Source organism: Microbacterium aoyamense, assembly GCF_023155855.1.
Taxonomy (GTDB): domain Bacteria; phylum Actinomycetota; class Actinomycetes; order Actinomycetales; family Microbacteriaceae; genus Microbacterium; species Microbacterium aoyamense.
This window is the reverse complement of record NZ_JAKNUT010000003.1, coordinates 191,953-211,466: the sequence shown is the minus strand read 5'-3', so window position 1 is coordinate 211,466 and position 19,514 is coordinate 191,953. Positions and strand designations below refer to the sequence as shown.

The 19,514-nt window shown below is 66.4% G+C and carries 16 protein-coding genes; 7 read left to right on the top strand and 9 right to left on the bottom strand.

Annotation, left to right across the window (positions count from 1 at the left end; genetic code table 11):
* Positions 1–27 precede the first annotated feature (27 nt).
* Together MA876_RS10130 and MA876_RS10125 are read right to left on the bottom strand one after the other, a co-directional pair.
* Entirely contained in the window at positions 28–849 is an 822-nt protein-coding gene (locus MA876_RS10130; RefSeq protein ID WP_248148382.1) for an alpha/beta fold hydrolase, read from the bottom strand.
* A 5-nt stretch (positions 850–854) separates the two neighbouring features.
* A complete protein-coding gene (locus MA876_RS10125) occupies positions 855–1,574 on the bottom strand; it encodes an alpha/beta fold hydrolase (protein WP_248148379.1) in 720 nt (239 codons plus the stop codon).
* Between the two features lie 228 nt (positions 1,575–1,802).
* Between MA876_RS10125 and MA876_RS10120 the strand changes: the two genes are divergently transcribed.
* From MA876_RS10120 to MA876_RS10105, 4 genes are all read left to right on the top strand, one after another.
* Positions 1,803–4,010: a helix-turn-helix domain-containing protein gene (locus MA876_RS10120; protein WP_248148376.1), complete on the top strand. Its 2,208-nt coding sequence runs from the start codon at positions 1,803–1,805 to the stop codon at positions 4,008–4,010.
* A gap of 315 nt (positions 4,011–4,325) precedes the next feature.
* Positions 4,326–4,928: a DinB family protein gene (locus tag MA876_RS10115; RefSeq protein ID WP_248148374.1), complete on the top strand. Its 603-nt coding sequence runs from the start codon at positions 4,326–4,328 to the stop codon at positions 4,926–4,928.
* Positions 4,929–5,585: 657 nt separating this feature from the next.
* Entirely contained in the window at positions 5,586–6,809 is a 1,224-nt protein-coding gene (locus MA876_RS10110) for a DUF2254 domain-containing protein (protein WP_248148371.1), read from the top strand.
* 175 nt (positions 6,810–6,984) lie between these two features.
* Positions 6,985–7,224, top strand: coding sequence for a hypothetical protein (locus MA876_RS10105; RefSeq protein ID WP_248148368.1), 240 nt, complete (start codon positions 6,985–6,987; stop codon positions 7,222–7,224).
* Between the two features lie 133 nt (positions 7,225–7,357).
* Here MA876_RS10105 and MA876_RS10100 read toward each other — a convergent pair whose 3' ends face one another.
* From MA876_RS10100 to MA876_RS10085, 4 genes are all read right to left on the bottom strand, one after another.
* Entirely contained in the window at positions 7,358–8,404 is a 1,047-nt protein-coding gene (locus MA876_RS10100) for a glycoside hydrolase family protein (RefSeq protein WP_248148365.1), read from the bottom strand.
* Positions 8,405–8,406: 2 nt separating this feature from the next.
* Positions 8,407–9,309, bottom strand: coding sequence for a carbohydrate ABC transporter permease (locus MA876_RS10095; protein ID WP_248148362.1), 903 nt, complete (start codon positions 9,307–9,309; stop codon positions 8,407–8,409).
* On the bottom strand, positions 9,306–10,280 hold the full coding sequence (locus MA876_RS10090) for a carbohydrate ABC transporter permease (protein WP_248148359.1): 975 nt from the start codon (positions 10,278–10,280) through the stop codon (positions 9,306–9,308). Before MA876_RS10090 ends, MA876_RS10095 begins: the two co-directional genes overlap by 4 nt.
* Positions 10,281–10,365: 85 nt before the next feature.
* On the bottom strand, positions 10,366–11,661 hold the full coding sequence (locus MA876_RS10085) for an ABC transporter substrate-binding protein (protein ID WP_248148356.1): 1,296 nt from the start codon (positions 11,659–11,661) through the stop codon (positions 10,366–10,368).
* Between the two features lie 196 nt (positions 11,662–11,857).
* Here MA876_RS10085 and MA876_RS10080 point away from each other — a divergent pair, with 196 nt between their 5' ends.
* Entirely contained in the window at positions 11,858–12,886 is a 1,029-nt protein-coding gene (locus tag MA876_RS10080; RefSeq protein ID WP_248148353.1) for a LacI family DNA-binding transcriptional regulator, read from the top strand.
* A gap of 195 nt (positions 12,887–13,081) precedes the next feature.
* On the top strand, positions 13,082–16,024 hold the full coding sequence (locus MA876_RS10075) for a discoidin domain-containing protein (RefSeq protein WP_248148350.1): 2,943 nt from the start codon (positions 13,082–13,084) through the stop codon (positions 16,022–16,024).
* Positions 16,025–16,287: 263 nt separating this feature from the next.
* Here the strand turns inward: MA876_RS10075 and MA876_RS10070 are convergent, their stop codons facing one another.
* On the bottom strand, positions 16,288–16,566 hold the full coding sequence (locus MA876_RS10070; RefSeq protein WP_248148347.1) for a hypothetical protein: 279 nt from the start codon (positions 16,564–16,566) through the stop codon (positions 16,288–16,290).
* Positions 16,567–16,834: 268 nt separating this feature from the next.
* Positions 16,835–17,833: a TIGR00341 family protein gene (locus tag MA876_RS10065; protein ID WP_248148345.1), complete on the bottom strand. Its 999-nt coding sequence runs from the start codon at positions 17,831–17,833 to the stop codon at positions 16,835–16,837.
* Between the two features lie 177 nt (positions 17,834–18,010).
* Between MA876_RS10065 and MA876_RS10060 the strand changes: the two genes are divergently transcribed.
* Positions 18,011–18,616, top strand: a complete 606-nt coding sequence (locus MA876_RS10060; RefSeq protein ID WP_248148342.1) for an HD domain-containing protein — start codon at positions 18,011–18,013, stop codon at positions 18,614–18,616.
* A 49-nt stretch (positions 18,617–18,665) separates the two neighbouring features.
* On the opposite strand, the gene MA876_RS10055 is transcribed toward MA876_RS10060, so the two are convergent.
* Positions 18,666–19,508: a hypothetical protein gene (locus tag MA876_RS10055; protein ID WP_248148339.1), complete on the bottom strand. Its 843-nt coding sequence runs from the start codon at positions 19,506–19,508 to the stop codon at positions 18,666–18,668.
* Positions 19,509–19,514 lie beyond the last annotated feature (6 nt).

Sequence of the window (19,514 nt, the reverse complement as noted above, 5' to 3'; positions counted from 1 at the left end):
CGACGTTGGGCGAATATCGGTGGGTCGTTATTCGGCGAGGAACTCGAGGATGTCCTGATCCAGCTTTTCCTGGTAGTCCCCGTAGATGCCGTGCGGCGCGCCGGGGTAGACCTTGAGGGTGCCTTTGCTGACGAGCCGGATGCTCTTCTCAGCTGCCGCGGCGATCGGAACGATCTGATCGTCGTCACCATGGGCGATGAAGATCGGCACGTCCAGCGCTCTCAGGTCTTCGGTGAAGTCGGTCTCCGAGAACGCCTTGATGCAGTCGTAGGCACCTTTGAGGCCGACGAGCATTCCTTGCCGCCAGAAGTCGTACTTGGCTCCCGCGGACACCTCCGCACCGGGGCGGTTGGCGCCGAAGAAGCTCTCCGCGAGGTCGAGGTAGAACTGGGAGCGATCCTTCAGCACCCCTGCACGGATCCCGTCGAACGCTTCGATCGGCGTGCCCTCCGGGTTCGCGGCGGACTTCACCATCAGCGGCGGGACTGCGCCCGCGGTGATGATCTTCTTCACTCGCCCCATTCCGTGCTGGGCCGCGAACCTGACCACCTCGCCGCCGCCGGTGGAGTGCCCGATGAGGGACAGATCCTTGAGGTCGAGGGCATCGACGAGAGCCGCGAGGACGGCGGCGTAGGTGTCCATGTCGTTGCCGTTCCAGGGTTGCGAGGAGCGACCGTGACCGCGCCTGTCATGGGCAATGGCACGATATCCGGCGTCGGCGAGCAGCTTGAGCTCGACCTGCCAGGCGTCGGAGCTGAGCGGCCAGCCGTGGCTGAGGATGACCGGAGCACCTTCTCCGAGGTCGGTGTAGTAGATCTGGGTGCCATCTGCGGTGGTGATGTGAGGCATGGGCTTCAGCTTTCGTTCGTGGCCGCGACGGCCTTTTCGACGAGGTCGGCGACCTCGCTGGGGTGGGTCTGCATGACGAGGTGGGGGGCGTCGATCTCGACGACCTCCTTGAGACCGGCGCGCTGATAGCCGAAGCGCTCGACGTCGGGGTTGATGGTGTGGTCTGCGGAGGAGACGATCCCCCAGCTCGGCTTGGTCTTCCACGCTGCGACCGCGGCGGGCTCGCCGAATGCGGCAGCGCTCAGCGGGCGCTGCGAGACGGCGAAGACTTCGGCCGCTCGGGGGTCCACGCCCGCCGCGAAGACGGCGGGGAACGCATCGATGGCGACGGAGACGTCTGTTCCAGGATCTGCGCCATCGATCGGATACGGGGTGTAGACGAGGTTCGCCGCGAGCTCGGAATCGGGAAAACCGCCCTGCAATTCGCCGAGGCTTTCACCTTCGTTGAGGACGTATCCGGAGACGAACACGAGCCCGACGACGTTCTCAGCCGCTCCCGCGACGCCGATCACGGCACCGCCATAGGAGTGGCCCGCCAGGATCACCGGGCCGTCGATGCTCTCGACGACGGAGCGGACGTAGGCGGCGTCGCCGCTCAAGCTGCGGTTCAGGACCGGTGGGACCAGGACACGGTGGCCGCGGTCGAGGAGTTCGCGCGTGACGGGCGCCCAGGAGGCGGCGTCAGCGAACGCGCCGTGGACGAGCACGATGGTGGGAGAGGGCATGTCGGGTTCCAGCTTTCTGTCGAGGGCGCGGTGTAACGACGGACGCGACCATGTGATGGATTGGCAATATGGTCGACGTAGGCATGACTCCTCCCCTGGAGATCAGCGAACTGCTCGCTTCGACTCCGGTGGCGGATCGTCATGTGGACCCACATCCATTTCATGACGCACCGCCGACCAGCACCATGAAGAAACCATGAAGAAATTCGTCACAAGAGTGACTTCGCTTTGAGCCCCTCGCTCGGTGAGCTTCTCCGCGAACGCCGCATTGCGTCAGGGCTGAGCCTGGAAGCGCTGTCGGCAATCTCCGGCATCAGCGACCGAACGATCAGCAACCTCGAACGGGGCGTGAGCGCCGTCCCGCAGCGGCGCACGCTGATAGACCTTCTCAAGGCGCTCGACGTGACAGGCGAAGAGGAACAGGACCTGCTCCGCCTTGCGCGGGCGCCGCGTCAACCTGTGAAAGGGACGGGAGCGTCAGCGATTCTCGCCCCTCACCTGATCGCCGACTTCACGGGGCGCGTCGACATCCTCGAAGAGGTCCAACGACGACTGCACACCGGCGAGCCGGACACGGCACTTTCGGTGCTCGTCATCAGCGGTGCCCCGGGTGTGGGAAAGACAACGCTCGCCCTGGAAGCGATGAGACGAGTGGACAGCTCTGCGATCCGCTGCCTCTTCGTGGATCTGCACGGCCTCGATCCGGTGCCCCTGTCGCCCCTTCGCATTCTGCAGGCACTGATCTCCCAGCTGCCCGACACCACCGCGGCCGACACTCTCGACGCCGCCATCGGCCAATGGCAACGGGTCACGTCAGACCAGGCGATCTGCGTCGTCCTCGACAACGCCGCAGGTGAAGCGCAGGTTCGCCCAGTCCTCGCAGCGAGCGCGGGGACCGCAGTCCTTATCACGTCGCGCCGTAGCCTGTCCGGCATCGCGGACGCCCGACGCGTCGCGCTCGGCAGCCTCGATCGCACCGACAGCGTGCATCTGCTGGGTCGCATCATTCCCGCGCAACAGCGTACTGAGGAGAGCCTGGAGCGGCTCGCCGAGTTGTGCGACGACCTCCCGTTGGCGTTGCGGATCGCGGGCAACCGGATCGCGGCGCGACCACGCTGGAGTGCCGACGACTTCGCCGTCAAGATGTCCGGTCGGCAGAACCCCCTTTCAACACTCGTCGCCGGCGATCTGGCAGTGCACACGGCACTGGCGCTGTCTTACGACCAGCTCGACACTCGCTCGCGCAGACTCTTCCGGCATCTGGCGCTCATCGAAGGCGGCACCTTCGACGCGCAACTCGCGGCCGCGACCGACGGCGCCGACACAGACGACACCGAAGACAGGCTGGACGAGCTCTGCGACCTCGGTCTCCTCGAAGCACGCGGCGCGAACAGATATCGCCTCCACGACCTGGTCCGCTTCTTCGCCGACACCAACCTGCGGCTCACGGAACCCGACGCCACGAAGCCTGCGGAACGGCTCCGACGCTGGATCCTGCACACGACGCAGAACGCCGGGTCATGGTTCGAGCCGGACCCCGCGGACGTGGCCAGTCCCGGGATGACGTTCCGGAGCGCGGACGATGCCAGGGCCTGGCTGCTCGTCGAAGCGCCGCATTGGCTCGCCGCCGTGCGCGCCGCAGCATCCGCGGGCGAACACGCCACCGTTCTGGCAACAGCCGATGCGCTTCACTGGTTCTCTGACACCTGGCCGGCATGGGAGTACTGGTACCGCCTGTTCTCGCTCTCCGCGCAGGCCGCAATCGACGCCGGTGATCCACGGAACGAAGCCGTCCACAACGGCTACCTCGCCTGGGTGCAGATCAGAACCCACGACTTCACAGCTGGGGTCGTCACCGCGAACGCTGCCTTGGCCGCCGCGGACCGAGCCGATGACGACAGTCAACGAGGATGGAGCCTCTATTACGTGGCGTGGGCGTTGACGGCCTCAGGCCAGTTTGACGATGCGGCGGAAAGCGCCGCGGAAGCGCTCGGAAGATTCACGATCGCCGGCGATGAGGAGGGCGTCACCCAGATCCTTGCGCTGACCGCGCACGTCCTCAGCCAGACAGGCCGCCTCGAAGAATCCGTCCAGCACTACCGGCGAATCCTCGATCAACTCGATGTACGAGGCCCCTCCCTGCCAAGGAACATCGCTATGGTCACGTCCACGAGCGCGAAGACGCTCATGGCAGAGGCGCTGACCAAGGCGGGGAACCCCAGATACGCATTGGACACCATGCCCGGCGTGATCATCGAGGCCACCGAACATGCACATATCGGCGGGCAAGCTGCCGGCCATCTCGAGCTCGCCCGCGCAGCCGCTGCCATCGACGATGAGGCATTGCGCGCGCACCACCTGCAGCGGGCACGCCACCTGGCTGACGAACACCAGCTGAGACACGTCCTCCTGGAAGTTTCCGGGATGGAAGCATGACGGCCAACCGGAGAACTCAACGCCGCCAAGACTGACAGGTTTGCGATCGGCGGTCGCCGCCCACCGCAGCTTCTCGCTATTGCGATCGTCGAGTTTGGCTGTCCGACGCGCCGAGGGCCGCCAACGGGCGCGGTTCGGATGGGGATCCTGTCGAGCGATCAGCTCGATCGGACGACCCGTCGGATTTTCAGCTCGACTGCGGTCGCCGACAGACGGCGCGACCGGAGCCTGGCTGGATGTCAAGGCGCTGGCGACGCGACTCTGTGTCGTGCTCGTCTTGAACGAGCAAGGACGCAGATTCCGAAGGAGAGCGAAGTGAACGAGATCGAGACCTTCATGCGCGCCGATCGAGTGCTGGCCGACGTCGTCAGCCGCATCCCGCCTGCTCTGATGGCAGAGGCCCTCCCTGCCGACTTCCCCACTCAGGACGACCGCACGTACCGACAAATGCTGAACTATCAGGCCTACGACGAAGCGTGGATCCCCGACATGATGGCCGGGCGCACCATTGACGAGGTGGGTCAATACGCCCACGGCGGACCACTCGACGACGATCTCCTCGGAACGGACCCGAGAGGTCGCTTCGAGGCCCTCGTAGAAGAATCTGTCGCGTCGGTGCGCGAACTGGAGGAGTCGGAGCTCGACACCCGCTCCGTCCACTACACCTACGGGGACTACCCGCTGCGGGAGGCGCTCTGGCACGCGATCGTGTTCCGAACGACCAGAGCGTTCGACTTCGCCAGAGCGATCGGAGCGGACACCGCCCTCCCGGACGACTTCATCGAATCGGCGTGGGCGATCGTCGAACCGCACGCAGAGGAGTGGCGGAGCATGGGCGTCTTCGGTCCCGCCGTCGAGATCGACGCAGAAGCACCCCTGCAGAATCGACTGATGGCCCTCACCGGTCGTCAGCCATGACCCTCGACCGACTGCGGCTACGAGACCCGCCCCACGACACGCGAATCTCGTGAGTTCGCAGAGTCCGAGCGCTCCGCGACGCCACGGATCCTGACACGCTGGTTAGTCGGCTGCAGGTGACGAGGGGGTCGCCAGGGATCGACGCGACGACTGCCAGCGCTGTCAACCCTCTGCAGCTGGGCAGGGTTTCGGTGATTGGCTGAACCCGAGAAAGGATGCATGATGCCGCCTGGAATGCTGCTCGATCCTCTTGGCGACGACGCCTGGCGCCTGTGCGACGACGACCTCGACTCCGATGACGCGAATCGACTCGTCGCCTATGTCGAGAGGATGTCTGACGCGCACATCGAAGCGGTGTGGTTGCGGTTCGGCGAGAGCACTACGACTCATTCGTCCCCCGACGATGTGGTTCGCCATGCGACCGCGCTTCGCGAGCTTGAAGCTCCGTCGACGAGCGCTAAGCCGGCTCCGATACCCCACCTGCCCCCGGTGAATTCGGACGGGCCGAGTTCCGAAGATGAGGGCTCGGACGTGAGGTCGACACCGCGAAACGGTCCCGGGAACGCGAGATCCCACCTGGCCCGACCGTAGGGTGTGTCGATGGCTTCGAGTGCGAGCGGTCCCGTGGTTTCGCTTCTTCGTCGGCTCGGAAGGCGAGTGTGGTTCCGTTCTGCGCTCTTCGTCGTGATCGCCATCGGCTTCGCCCTCGCGGCGGGCTTCATCGGCGCCGTGGTGCCCTTCCGCATCGTCATCGACCTCGGCCAGAATTCCGTCGGCTCGCTGCTGCAGATCATCGCGACGGCGATGCTGACGGCGACGACATTCTCGGTGACGGCGATGGTGACCGCGTACTCGTCGGCGACGACAACCGCGACGCCACGTGCGACGCAATTGCTCGTGGAGGATCCCACGTCTCAGAACGCGCTCTCGACGTTCGTCGGCGCCTTCGTCTTCTCCATGGTGGGGATCATCGCCCTCTCGACCGGCTATTACACCGAACAGGGCCGGACGATCCTCTTCCTGGGGACTCTCGTCGTCATCGCGATCGTCGTGATCACGCTGCTGCGGTGGATCGCGCACCTCGCGAACTTCGGGCGGATGTCGGACGTCATCGACCGTGTCGAACGAGCGGCGTCCGAATCGCTCATCGCCTATGCCGCCTCTCCGACGCTTGGTGCGCGGCGCCTCGAAACCATCCCGCGCTCAGCGGAGGCGGTATGGGCGGATGAAGTCGGCTACGTCGTCCGTGTCGATGTCGCCGCTCTCGATCGACTCGCCGTTCGAAGCCACCTGCACGTGTATGTGAACGCGACGCCCGGGCGCTCCGCGGATGCGCTGCATCCACTCGCCTACGTCGTCGGACGGATGGACGACGAGTCCGCGGCGTCGCTGCGCGGTGCGTTTCGAATCGCCGCCCACCGCGACTATGAACAGGATCCCCGACTGGGGATCATCGCGTTGTCCGAGATCGGCAGCAGAGCGCTCTCACCCGCGACGAACGACCCGGGGACGGCCGTGGAGGTCATCGCTGCGTTCCAGCGCGTCTTCTCCGCCGCGCTGCGCACCGAGCGCGACGACCGCGTCAGATTCGAGCGGGTGTGGATCGATCCGCCTCGACTCGAGACTCTCGCCGTCGACGGCTTTCGACCGCTGGCGCGCGACGGAGCGGCGTTCGTCGAGGTGCAGATCCGGATGCAGAAGTGTCTCGCCGGGTTGCGGGAGGCGGACCCCAAGCGATCATCGGCTTTCGAGACGGCAGCAGATGACGCGCTCGAGCGTGCGAGGGCGGCCATGGCGCGCCAGGACTTCAAGGCGCTCCGCGCCGCCGCACGCAGCGCCTGGGCGACCGAGACGCCTCCGAGAGCGAAGCCCGCGGGATGAGTCGCGGGATTCGCGCAATCGACGACCGTCGATCTCGCTTTCATCATCGCGGTGGCGGCCGCCATCTGGTCGGCCTCGAGTGGTTCGGCCACCCGACCGTGGGTCCGGCGCTGATACACGCGATGATGACCAACGCAACGCCAGAGCAGTTGGCGCCGCCGAGGACGACGGCCACATGCTGAAGATGGTCGAGTCCATGCCGATGGGACAGTTCGCCCGGTTCCCCGGCGTCGAGATCCCCGACGAGGCGCTCGAGCGGCTGGTGGCCCTCAGCTCTGGCCGGCTAACCCGGCGGCCAGAGGAGAGACATCCGATGCATTCCGAGGTCCGCCGCACCGTCCTGCTCGGCGAGGACCTTGGTCTGCTCCACGCCAAGCGTCCCGTGAAAGGACCGCTGACTGGGATTGTGCGCTGACAGCCCGCTCGCGGGCGGTGGCCGTTTGCGGATCCAGCCCCGGTGCATGCCCGTGCCCCTGTGGGACGCTCTGTCTTGCGGCATCGTCCATCCGCATCGCGCAAGGCCCGTGCCGGATCCGACCGCACCGGCTTCAGGCGCGATCGGTGGCGCGGGCGATTCCCCGCAGTTCGTGCTGCAGATGCTGTCCCACCACGACTGGGGACTCGAGCAGCGACACCGCTGTGTAGTAGTGCTCGAGCCGGCCGTCCCACGTGATCACCGCGGGCTTGTGGGCGTAGAGCGCGTCGATGGCACCGGTCATACCCACGTCGATCAACACGGACGAAGACTTCGTCCAGGTGACCAGGTCTGACGAGACGGCGAAGCCCTCGCGTGCGTGGCCATCGGCGGCGAGGCCGAAGTAGAACATCACCCAGGTGTCGCCGTCGCGTAGCACGCACGGGTCGGATGCGAAGCGCTCGTCGAACGCGCCGGCCGGTCCCACCGGCAGCACCGGCGTCGACGACAATCGCTTCCAGGAAACCAGGTCGCTCGACACGGCCACGCCGGTCTGTTCGATCCACGGGGGCGGCACCACGACCGAGCCGTAGTCGTCGACGTCCTTCGCGTTGTAGAAGACATAGAAGAGGCCGTCGTGTTCCATGAGCCACGACTTGTAGAGCCCGCCGCGCTCCCACTGTCCGGCATCCGCGTCGGCCGGAGACAGCACTCCGCCAACACGTTCCCACGACATGAGATCGCGGCTGCGTGCGAATCCGATGGATGCCGGTCCCGTCTCGTATCCGGAGCCCGGGTACGCGTGGAACGTGCCGTAATACCAGCCGTCGATGCTGCGCAGTTCACCCGGCGAGCGCAGGTCGTTGTCGCGCACGATCGAGGTCATGGCCGCATTGAACTCGCGGAGGGGATCGGCCGGGTCGCGCGGGAACACCACCTCGCCGCGTCCCCACGATCCCGACTCGTCACGCCACGCCACAGCGGTCTGATACCCGACGCCGTCCCAGCCGACATACGTCATACCGTGGCGGCCATCGACGGAGAAGACGAACGGACAGTCGACGGCGAGGCTGTCGAAGGCGCCATCGACGAACGACGGCAGCACGACATGCACACTCTCGCGGACGGGGGTGGCGACTCGTTCGACAGAGTAGTCGGGCGACGTGAGGGTGTCGGTCATAGTCACTTTCCTGTCCCGGCCACAAGGCCGGAGACGTAGTAGCGCTGAAGGAGGATGAAGAGGATCACGCAAGGAAGCATCGTCACGGTGATGCCGGCCTGCAGCGCACCCCAGTCGATGGTGTTGAGGGGGCCGTTCTGCGCGTTCACCAGCGCGATCGGCAGCGTGAAGCTCGGGTTGTCGTTGAGGAGCACGAGCGCGGCGAGGAACTCGTTCCACGCGGCGAGGAAGGCGAACAGAGCGACCGTCACGACACCCGGCGTCACCAGGGGCAGGATCACACGGGGCAGCGCGCCGAACTTGGTGCAGCCGTCGAGTTCTGCGGCCTCGATCAGCTCTTCGGGCACGCTGTCGAACGAGTTCTTCATCATGTAGATCGCGAACGGCATCTGGAACGTCGAGTAGATGAGCGCGAGCCCGAACAGCGAGTTCGTGAGTCCGAACCACACCATGACCGTGAACAGCGAGACCAGCAGCGCGGGGTAGGGCACGAGCAGCATGCCGATCGTGATGCCGAAGAAGACGTTCTTGCCGCGGAAGCGGTAGCGGGCGAGGGCGTAGCCGGCGAGGACCGCGGCGACGGTGGTGATGGCCACCGTCATGAGCGTCACCATCGTGGAGTTCAGCACGTATCCGAGAAGTGACGAGCCGGAGCTGTCGAGCTTGGCGAAGTTCTCGAGCGTGAACTGCGATGGCCACCACACGGGCGGTGAGGCGTTCGCTTCGGTCGGCGACTTGAAAGCGCCGATCGTCGTCCACACGATCGGGAAGGCGAACAGTGCGGCGAGCACGATCGCGACGATGATGCGGAGCGGGTTGCGCGACACGTCCTGGGCATGGATGCGGGAGCGCCGCGTACCGCGTCGGCCCGACGATCCCGTGGTGAGCACCTGTGTGGCGGTCATGCCTTCACCTTCCTTCCGCGCTGCAGCTGCACCTGGAGCACCGAGAACACAGCCATCAGCAGCACGACTACCACGGCGACGGCGGCGGCATAGCCGCGGTCGAGCGCGACGAACGCGGCGTTGTAGAGGTAGTAGACGACCGTGACCGTCGACCCGTCGGGGCCGCCCTTGGTCATCGTGTAGAACTGGTCGAACGCCAGGAACGTCGTCGTGACGGTCAGCAGGATCACCAGCGACAGAGGCTTGACGATCAGCGGCAGGGTGATGCGGGTGAGGGTGGTCCACGCGCCGGCGCCGTCGAGCTTGGCGGCTTCGTAGATCTCGGCCGGGATCGAGTCCATACCGGTGAGCAGCACCAGCATCGCCAGGCCCGCGGTCTTCCAGATGGTCATGACCACCACGATCGACAGTGTGGTGGTCGGTTCGGCGAACCAGTCGACGCCATCGGGAGCGAGCCCGAGTGACACGAAGATCGACGGCAGCACGCCGGTGCGCGCATTGCTCATAGACAGCCAGAGCAGTCCGGCGGGAGCGAAGCCGATCGTGACCGGAGCGAACAGCAGAGCCCGTACGGCGGTGCGTCCCGCGAAGCGGGGGCGTACCAGCAGAGCGAGACCAAGTGAGAGAAGGATGCCGAGCACCGACGTCACGACGGTGTAGGCGACCGTGAACAGCACGGCCTCCCCGAAGTCCCCGTCGGTGACGACGGCGCCGTAGTTGGCGAGGCCGACGGCCTCGGGAACACCGAACGTCGGCCAGTCGAAGAACGACATGTAGACCGTCAGGCCGAACGGCAGCACGAAGAAGAGGGCGATCAGGATCGCGGCGGGTGCGGCCAGCGCCCAGCCCGAGAGGTTCTCACCGCGCCGGCGGCTGCGGGGTCCGCGTGCCATGGTCACCTTCGTGGGGGTTCCGCTGCCTGCGGCTGAGGCCGCGGCCGCGGGCGGCGCGAGGACTGCGGACTTCGACATCATGGCTTCCGTTCAGCGGGTCGACAGGGGTTCGGGAGGGAGAGCGGGCTCTCGGCGCGCGGGATGCCGGGAGCCCGCCTCACACTCACTCGGTGATCGCGTCCGAGGCTTCCTGAGCCTTTGCCGTGGCCTCGGCGGGATCGGCGCCGTTGAAGACGACCGACTGGAACATCTCGAGGAACGGACCCTGGGCGCTGGCGACGACCTCGTTGTAGAAGGGCGATACGTAGGTCTGGCCCGACTTGACGAGTTCGGCGGGAATGGTGAACTGCGGCCCGAGCTCGTCAGGGGCGGTCACATCGGTGCGCGGGGGTAACGCCGGAAGCGAGAAGTAGACGTCTTCCGAGGTCTCGGTCGAGGTCAGCCACTGGATGAAGTCCCACGCCTCGTTCGGGTGCTCGGTGCCGGCGGTGATCGCCGCCACGTCGCCGCCCGAGAAGGTGGCGAACTCGCCGTCGTTCTGGCCCGGGATGGGGGCCAGGCCGAAGTCGAACTCGGGGTCGGTGCCGAGGGTGGCGGTGTTCACCCCGTTGCCGCCGGCGAAGTTGATGCCGATCTTGCCCGAGGCGAAGACGGCGAAGAAGCCGTCGCCGGCGTCGGTCTTGGCAGTGTCGGGGATGTCGCCGTTTTCGTACATCTGCTGCAGGAACGCGAGGGCGTCCTGCGTGGCGGCGTTGTCCCAATTGAAGGTGCCGTCTTCGTTCACGACCTCGGTGCCCTGCGCCCAGATGGTGGGGGTGAAGTCGTAGGCAAGACTGCCCGGTGCGCCGCCGGAGAGGTAGAAGCCCTTGTTGCCGTCACCGAGCGCGGTGATCGCCGCGGCGGCATCGGCGATGCCCCCCCATGTGGTCGGTGGGGCTTCGGGGTCGAGGCCGGCCTGCGTGAACAGGTCCTTGTTGTAGAGGTACAGCGAGGTGTCGGCCACGTACGGCACACCGTAGACGCGTTCGTCGGCGGTCGAGGCCATGATGTGCGAGGGGGACAGGTTCTCGAGAGCACCGGCCTCATCGAGCAGATCGGTGATGTCGAGCGCGGCGCCCGTCTCGATGATCTGCGGCATGAAGACCAGATCGGCCGCGAGGATGTCGGGAAGCGAACCGGACTGCGCCGCCTGCGCGAACTTGGTCACATACTGGTCGGCCGGCACGTGGGTGATCTCGATCTGGTTCTCGTGCGTGTCGTTGTACGCCTCGACCACCGCGTCGGTCACCGCCTCGTTGCCTGGACGTACCCAGAGGCTGAGCGTGGCACCCGTGTCTTCAGCGGTGATCTCGTCGGTCGAGGCCGCGCCGCCGGCCGATCCGCCGGCGCAGCCGGCGAGCGCGAGGACGAAGATGCCAGCCGAAGCGGCGAGGGTTGCCGCACTGGTCGATCGTTTCATGGGGAACTCCGTTGTCGTGAAGGGAAACGAGGTCCCGCGAGAGCGGGAGAGAAGCCGCAACTGAGTAATTTCAGAAACGGGTTGCGGGATTGAAGATAGCCATTCGGAAATAGAAGCGCAACCCATTCGCGAAAAATGAAACGTTTGCGATCGCTCGCATGGAAAAGTTTTCCGCAATCCCGCTATAGTCGCTTCCGTGACTACCGCATCTGACTCGAACCAACGGCGGCGTGTGACCGCCGGCGACGTCGCCGAGCGCGCCGGCGTCTCGATCTCGACCGTGTCGAAGGCGCTTTCCGGCAAGGGTGCCGTGCGCTACGAGACCAAGCAGCGGATTCTCGCCGCCGCCGACGAGCTCGGCTTTCAGGCGAACCATGTCGCCACGAGCCTGTTCACCGGTCGCACGAACACGATCGGCGTCATCACCAGCGACCAGTTCGGGCGCCTCACCGTGCCGGTGATGCTGGGAGCGATCGAGAAGCTCTCGGAGCGCGAGATCGCGCTCGTCCTGTGCGACGGTCGTGGTGACCCGATCCGCGAGCAGCATTTCATCGACTCCTTCCTGCGGCGCCGCGTCGACGGCATCCTGGTGACCGGGGCCGGGGAATTCGGCCGCGACAGTCTCCGTGGCGACCTGCCGGTGCCGGTGGTTTACGCGATGTCCTGGTCGAGAGACGAAAACGACGCGTCAGTCGTGCCGGACGACGCCGAGGGGTCTCGCATGGCGACCCGGCACCTGCTCTCGACCGGGCGTGAGAAGCTCGTGTTCATATCGGGACCGCAGCGCGACGATGCGTCACGCAAGCGACTGGCGGCCACGCGCGAGGTGCTCGCCGAGCGCGGCCTCGACCTGGTGCACGCTCCACTCTTCGGGGAGTGGAGTGAGCGGTGGGGGCGTCAGGCCGTCAAACAGGTGATCCTCTCCGGTGTCGAGTTTGACGGCGTCGTGTGCGCGAGCGATCAGGTGGCCCGTGGGGCGACCGAGGCGCTGCGTGAGGCGCAGATCGACGTTCCTCGTCAGGTCGGCGTCATCGGCTTCGACAACTGGGATGTCATGGTGGAGGCCAGTCAGCCACCGCTGTCGACGATCGACATGAGCCTTCATGAGGTGGGTGCGGCAGCCGCCACGGCGCTGCTCGAGGCCATCGAGACCGGGCGCCTCGAGCCCGGTATCCGCCGCATCGACTGCGAGTTCATTCCCCGCGAGTCGACCGCCGTCGTCTGAGATCGTACAGATGCGGGGATGCATCTGCACGGAAAGATCACGGAAAATGTTGACAGATAGAGAAACGGGTTGCGATAGTACTCGTGACCCCGCACGCCGAAGTGCTCGCGGTGTCGATCCACTGTCGAATCCACACCCCCTTCGCCGTCCCCGGCGTGCTCCGGCGCGCCCTGGCGAAGAACGAGGAGCTCAGAGATGACACTCAACCGCCCACGAATCACGGCTCGACGCGTCGCGGCCGTCGCCGCCTCCGCGGCCCTGGTAGCGACCGGCGTCGCCGGACTCGGTCCCGCATCCGCCGCCCCCGTCGAGGACGCGCCCGCCGCGGCATCCAACGGGAACGATCGCACGGTCGCGCACGACAAGGCTGCCAGGCAGCTGACCCTCACCGACGGCGACCTGCGCATGGTGGTCGACTACGCCGGCGCCGCACGAGTCACCTCCTTCACGCAGGGCGGTGTTGAACTGCTCGCCGACGGCATGTACAGCACGGCCGAGATCGCAGGATCCGGTGCCGTGCTCGACAGCCGCACTCTCGCGGCCGACCCAACGGTGAAAGTGCGGGGCAAGAAGGTCGACCTCACCTTCGAGATGGCGAACGATGAACTCGCGATCGACGAGACCTGGTCGTTCTCGCTGAGCAAGGGCGACATCGACCTCGACGTCGACCGCACCTACGACTGGGCCGGCGATGCTGCACCGAGCCTCGCCCACAACGGCCAGCTCGAGATCGGCTGGGCCCGCGTGTGGGACAACATCCGCCGGCCGGGTGACGGCGGCAACATCCCCATCGGCAACACCTACGCCGGCACCGATGGCTTCTACCTCAACGAGCCGAACGACCGGTACGGCGTCGAGCAGTCGGCGTTCGTGATGCTCGCGAACGAGGGCGAGCGCGCGCTCGCGGTCGACGCGACCAGCGCCGATCGCGACCTCGCGACCGAGTTCGCGTACGGCGGTGACAACACGTACCAGCAGACCCAAGTGCGCGACGACGGCGAGTGGGAGTACATCGTCGGCACCAAGGAGCAGGGCTTCGTCTACAGCGGACACAGCTCGAACGGCACCGACCGATACATCTACCTGCCCGTCGCGTCGGCCGACCGCACCGACTCGGTGTCGTTCTCGTTCGCCACGGCCGACTTCGACGCGTACTACGACCTGGGCGGCAGGATCAACGGCATCGCCGACACAGCGGCCCTCACGTCACTGCTCAACGACTTCGGCCGCTCGGGCGTTGTCGACGAGGAGTACGGGATGTCGACCGTGGGTCTGCGCTACCTCGGCAACGGCCCGTACGACCTGGCGCACTCGAACCCGACGGTCATGGGCTACTTCGACCCGGCCATGACCGAGTCGCAGAAGGGCATGCTGGAGTACTTCCGCGACTACGCCCAGGGCGCGAACGGCCACATGTTCGGCCGCACCTACCGGCTCAGCAATCCGTGGGGCGACAACAACCTGCACGACGCAGACCCGGCCTACGCCGCCGCTATCGCCGAGATGTACGACTACTCGCCCGACAGCGAGTGGCTCGCCTCGATGCGCGACTCCGCGCACCGAGCGATCGGATACATGCTCGAGGAGCGCTATGACGCACCGACCGGGATGTTCCACAACGGCATCACCGATTGCAACAGCCGCCGGGGCATCATGGAGTGGAACGACGCCTTCTACGTCAAGTGGCAGAGCGGCTACGTAAACGAGTTGATGTACCACGCGCTCACCAAGTGGGCGACCCTCGAGCGCGACGTCTTCGGCGACACCGACCGGGCCACGCACTACGCCGACACCGCATCAGCTCTCAAGGAGCAGTTCAACAAGGACGCCGCCGACGGCGGTCTCTGGGATCCCGAGATGGGCTCCTTCGCGTTCTGGCGCTGCCCCGACGGCACCGTCCAGGCATCGGTCAAGCACACGCAGCTGAACCTGCAGGCGATCGCGTTCGGCATGGTCGACATCGACCGCGCACGGGCGATTCTCGACGACCTCGACGTGGAGATGAAGAAGAACCGGCTGCCGATGGTGCCGATGAACTTCTACCCGATCCTCCCCAACACCGAGGAGTGGAGCGGCGATCACTTCCAGTCGGGCCTCGAAGACGGGCCCATCTACCCCTTCATGACCGAGCTGTACATGAAGGCGGCGGCGTTCGTCGGCGAGCGCGACCGCTCGCTGGAGTACCTCGACGCCACGCTCGAGCGCTACACGCGCGACGGGTTCGTCGGCTGGAGCTTCCTCGACTGGTCGCTCGAACCCCGCTTCGGCGAGGAGTGGTTCCCCACCAACGCGAACGCGGCGGGCGGCGTCTACACGGCCATGCTCGGCATCCAACCCCAACCGGACGGTGTGCAGATCGCGCCCAACTTCCCGGCGGCGATGAACGGTACGACCGTGACGCGCACGATCCACGAGAACGACGAGCTGACCGTCACGTACCACTCGGTGCTCGACCAGACCGTGGACTACTCCGCGAAGGATCAGACGGTCGTCATGGAATGGTCGGGCCAGCAGCCCGGCGCCAAGTACACCGTGCGCGAGGGCAAGCGGACGCACGAGGTGACCGCCGATGAGTCGGGCATCGTGCGCTACGCCCTCGAGGGCAGGGTGAAGAAGACCCGCGTCACGCTGGTCGATGGTTCGATCGAAGGGCACGTGCTCACCACGGACGTGCCCGAGAACCTGGCTGTCGGTGCACCCACCATGGTGAGCAGCTCGTGGGAGGAAGACCGCTTCCTGCAACCCGGCGTCACCGACGGTTCGCGCTTCAGCACCGACCCCTCGATGGGCTGGTCGAGCGATTCCGAGTTGGCTGTTGACCACAGTGAGTGGGTGACGATCGACCTCGGCTCGACCGCACGGGTCGCCCGAGTAGACCTGCTGCCGCGCAACTACGACGGACGCGACATCGGCCGCGGCTTCCCCGTCGACTTCACGATCGAGACGTCTGTCGATGGCGAGACGTGGATGCCTGCGGCAGCGGAAACCGGATTCTCTCAACCCACCGGATTCGATGTGCCGACATGGTCGTTCGAGCCGCGCGACGCGCGGTACGTGCGCGTGACCGGAACGTCGCTACGTCAGACCGACGGCGGGTACCGAATGCAATTGGCCGAGATCGAGGTGTTCGGCCGCTAACTGCGACAGGTTGTCGTGGGGTGCGCGGTCTTCGGGCCGCGCACCCATTCGGCAAGTCGTCGCGCCGACACGGGAGAGAACGTCATCGGATTCTCCGTCGTCACAATCGGGGGCGTATGGAATGGGTGCGGTTCGAGCCCGCCCGCATCGCCCCTCCTACGCGCAAGGCCCGTTTGGGGATCGTCTGTCGGCTCGCGTCGCAGTTCCGTCACCCTGGCGGCGACGGCGTCCGCGGCCGCCGGATCCGCTGCGATATGCGGAGGTCAGGAGCGTCGATCGGACAGGGCGCCTCGGAGGACCCAGCGGACCAGGCCCCAGCCGACAGCGACCATTGATCCGAGCATGAGGGCCCAGAAGAGGATGCGTCCGACGATGATGCCGGCCGTCGTCTCACCTGAATAGAAGAAGACCGGCGCAAAGATCGTCCACGCGAGACCCGTGAAGACGAGATAAATCGCGACTACAGCGACAAGGAACACCGGCAACGCGATCGTGAGCCGCGCGACACGCGTGCGTGGCCGCCCGACCGGTTCATCGGACACTGCATCTCCACCGAGAGGTACTTGCACGAACACCGTGCTGACGTGGACGCTACGCGGCGACGCCGGTCGGAGCAAGATGCTGAGGTCGCCGGGGCCATTGTCGAAGTCCTCGTCGATGACTAGATTCGCTATCCCGAGGGAAGGACACAGATTATGAGCCGCGATCTCTGAGATACCCAAAACGAGCCCCCCGCCCGACGTTGTCGAGCGGGGGCCTCGTCGTTCGGAGATCCATCCCTGCTTCCACGCTTCGACGCGGTATCCGTGATCAGCGCACCACGTGCTCGACGCCTTGGCCGACATCGAGGACCACTCCGACGTAGGACGGGATCTGCGCATCCAAGGTGGCTTCGAGATCGTCGATCGTCGGGATCTGGCCATTGGTGGTCGTGAGCTGCAGGGTGGCGGTCAAGCCGCTCCATGCGACGTTGTAGACCCGTGCGCCCTCGCTCGGGGCAAGCCACTCCGTCGTCGCCTCCTGGATCGTGACGGTCCACCGGGCGATCGCGACCGACACGATCGAGTTGGCCGCGAGGGGCAGGGCGATGATGAGGGCGAGCACCGTGACGACGGTGTACGCACGTCGTCGGTTGGCGCGAGGAGACGCTTGGGGGTCGCGCGCATAGCCGGCCATCGTGAAGACGATGCTTCCGGCGATGACGAGCGCGACGACGTTCGACAGGAACAGCACGAGCGCGCCGAGCGCATCACTCCACAGCCCCTGACCTGCGCAGACGCCGACGACCGCCAGGGGCGGAACGAGTGAGATGGCGATCGCGACGCCGGGCAGCACGGCGCTGAGATCCTTGCGGCACATGGCGAACCCGCCGACGAACCCGGTCGCGAGCGCCGCGATGAGGTCCATGAGACTCGGCGAGGTGCGGCCCAGCACCTGCGAATTCGTGGCGAGCGACTCCGGAGTGGCCACGAACACGGCGAAGCACAGACCCAGCACGACCACGATCGCCAGCCCCAGCAGCACCCACAGGATCGATCGGATGACGAGCGAGAGTCGCCCGATCACGATCCCCCACGCGATGCCGAGGATCGGTGTCCCGAGCGGAGCGATGATCATGGCGCCGATCACGGTCGCCGTCGAATCGGCGAGCACACCCGCGGTCGCGATGATCGCCGAGATCGTCAGCATGATGAGGAATCCGGACCGCTTGCTGAGCGTGTCTCCACTGCCGAGGTCGAGCGCGTCATCCAGCGCCTCGACACTCTGCCGCTGCGCACGTGGGATCAGGGTCTGCGTGAACCGGGACATGGGCACTCCTCCGGGGCGGTTGTGATCATCGTGGCAGGAAATGCCCTTCACCATGTGACGAAAGTGCACCGCTCGCACGTGGAACCTCGATGCCTCCGCGTGCGGATGGCTGTTTTCGGACGATCGCTGTCGCACCGGACTGGGTCGAGGTGTCTCATGCGCCCGCAGGATGTACTTATGCGCATCGCAGACTTCCCTGTGCCCGACTCTCCTGCTGCCCGGGGCGCCCTCGAGCTCGCCACGCAATACCAGTCCGCAGCGATCACGGCTCACGCGCTGCGCTCCTGGCTCTGGGCCGAGGCCTTCGCGCAGGTCGACGGCATCACGGACATCGACCACGAGCTGCTGTACGTGTCCGCCGTTCTGCACGACATCGGCACCGTGGCGGAGTTCGACAACCACAGGATCTCGTACGAGCACGCCGGCGGGCACGTCGGTGTCGTGCTCACCGCGGGAGCAGGCTGGCCCCCGCACCGGCGTGATCGGGTGCTCGAGGTGATCGTGCGTCACAACTGGCCGAGTGTCGATCCCGCGCTGGACGCCGAAGGCTACCTGCTCGAGATCGCCACGGGTCTGGACATCTCGGGTGCGCGGCCGAACGCTCTGCCGGAGGACTTCCGGCGCGAGGTGCTCGCCGCCCACCCACGGGGGATGCTCGCTGCGGAGTTCGGCTCATGCGTGAGCGACCAGGCAGCGCGCAAGCCCGATACGGCCGCCAGACGACTCGTCGACGGCGGTCTCATCGACAAGCTCGCGGCCAACCCCCTCGAACGCCTCGGCTGACCTCGCAGCATCGCGGCGGCAGGGGATCCGTCGCCCGCACCGTGAGGACTCAGCGCAGCGCCGGATCCGGCTCACTCCAGCGCTCGACGCCCTGCACGACCCAGAAAGCGGAGAACAGGACGAGGGCAGACGCCTCGGCGATCAGCACGACTGGCACGTCGACGTCGGCCGCGCTCGGCAGCAAGACCGCGTAGCCGATCAGCACAGCGACGAGCAACGCGGCGATCACGAGATAGAGCACGCGGAAGACCGCGGGCGGCGGGTCCGTGCGGCGCGGGAAGGCATTGCGCACGGCAACGGCGGCGAACAGCGCGAAGAAGGCGATCGTGACGACGAAATGCCCCTGCTGCAGGAATGCGTCGCGGGCGAAGACCCACGTGCCGCCGACGACGAGCAGCCATGCGACGGTGATGGTGAGTGACACGGCCACGGCCCCGAGTGACACCTGGCGCATCGCCCGCAGCAGCACCGCGACGAGCACGGTGAGGGTGCCGATGGCGAGGTAGGTGAGCACGCTCGTCGCGACGCCGGCCTCGTATTCCGGCGGGAAGCAGCGGTACTGGCACGGCACCTCGACCCCCGGCACCGTACCGGGCGCGACAGTGGTGGGAATGAGCGCGATGAGGGGCGCGAACAGGGCGGCCGTGTCGAGCAGCGCGCGATCGACACCGCGTCCCGACAGGGCGAGCAGGGCGAGCGATGCCGCGATGAGCGCGCCGACGAACGAGTCACGGGCAGACGTGTAGTAGTAGTCGCTGAGCGACGGCAGCCATCCGACGGACGACGCCGCCACCGCCACGGAGACGAGGATGACGACCGCGGTGCCGGCCACACCGATGCGGAGATACCGGTACGTGCGCTCGAGCGAGGTCGACGGCACCGCGGATGACATGCGCCT

Excerpts from the sequence above, each read along its gene's own strand:
- MA876_RS10130 (WP_248148382.1), bottom strand. The coding sequence starts at position 849 with ATGCCTCACATCACCACCGCAGATGGCACCCAGATCTACTACACCGAC.
- MA876_RS10125 (WP_248148379.1), bottom strand. The coding sequence starts at position 1,574 with ATGCCCTCTCCCACCATCGTGCTCGTCCACGGCGCGTTCGCTGACGCC.
- MA876_RS10105 (WP_248148368.1), top strand. The coding sequence starts at position 6,985 with ATGCTGAAGATGGTCGAGTCCATGCCGATGGGACAGTTCGCCCGGTTC.
- MA876_RS10100 (WP_248148365.1), bottom strand. The coding sequence starts at position 8,404 with ATGACCGACACCCTCACGTCGCCCGACTACTCTGTCGAACGAGTCGCC.
- MA876_RS10095 (WP_248148362.1), bottom strand. The coding sequence starts at position 9,309 with ATGACCGCCACACAGGTGCTCACCACGGGATCGTCGGGCCGACGCGGT.
- MA876_RS10090 (WP_248148359.1), bottom strand. The coding sequence starts at position 10,280 with ATGTCGAAGTCCGCAGTCCTCGCGCCGCCCGCGGCCGCGGCCTCAGCC.
- MA876_RS10085 (WP_248148356.1), bottom strand. The coding sequence starts at position 11,661 with ATGAAACGATCGACCAGTGCGGCAACCCTCGCCGCTTCGGCTGGCATC.
- MA876_RS10075 (WP_248148350.1), top strand. The coding sequence starts at position 13,082 with ATGACACTCAACCGCCCACGAATCACGGCTCGACGCGTCGCGGCCGTC.
- MA876_RS10065 (WP_248148345.1), bottom strand. The coding sequence starts at position 17,833 with ATGTCCCGGTTCACGCAGACCCTGATCCCACGTGCGCAGCGGCAGAGT.
- MA876_RS10060 (WP_248148342.1), top strand. The coding sequence starts at position 18,011 with ATGCGCATCGCAGACTTCCCTGTGCCCGACTCTCCTGCTGCCCGGGGC.
- MA876_RS10055 (WP_248148339.1), bottom strand. The coding sequence starts at position 19,508 with ATGTCATCCGCGGTGCCGTCGACCTCGCTCGAGCGCACGTACCGGTAT.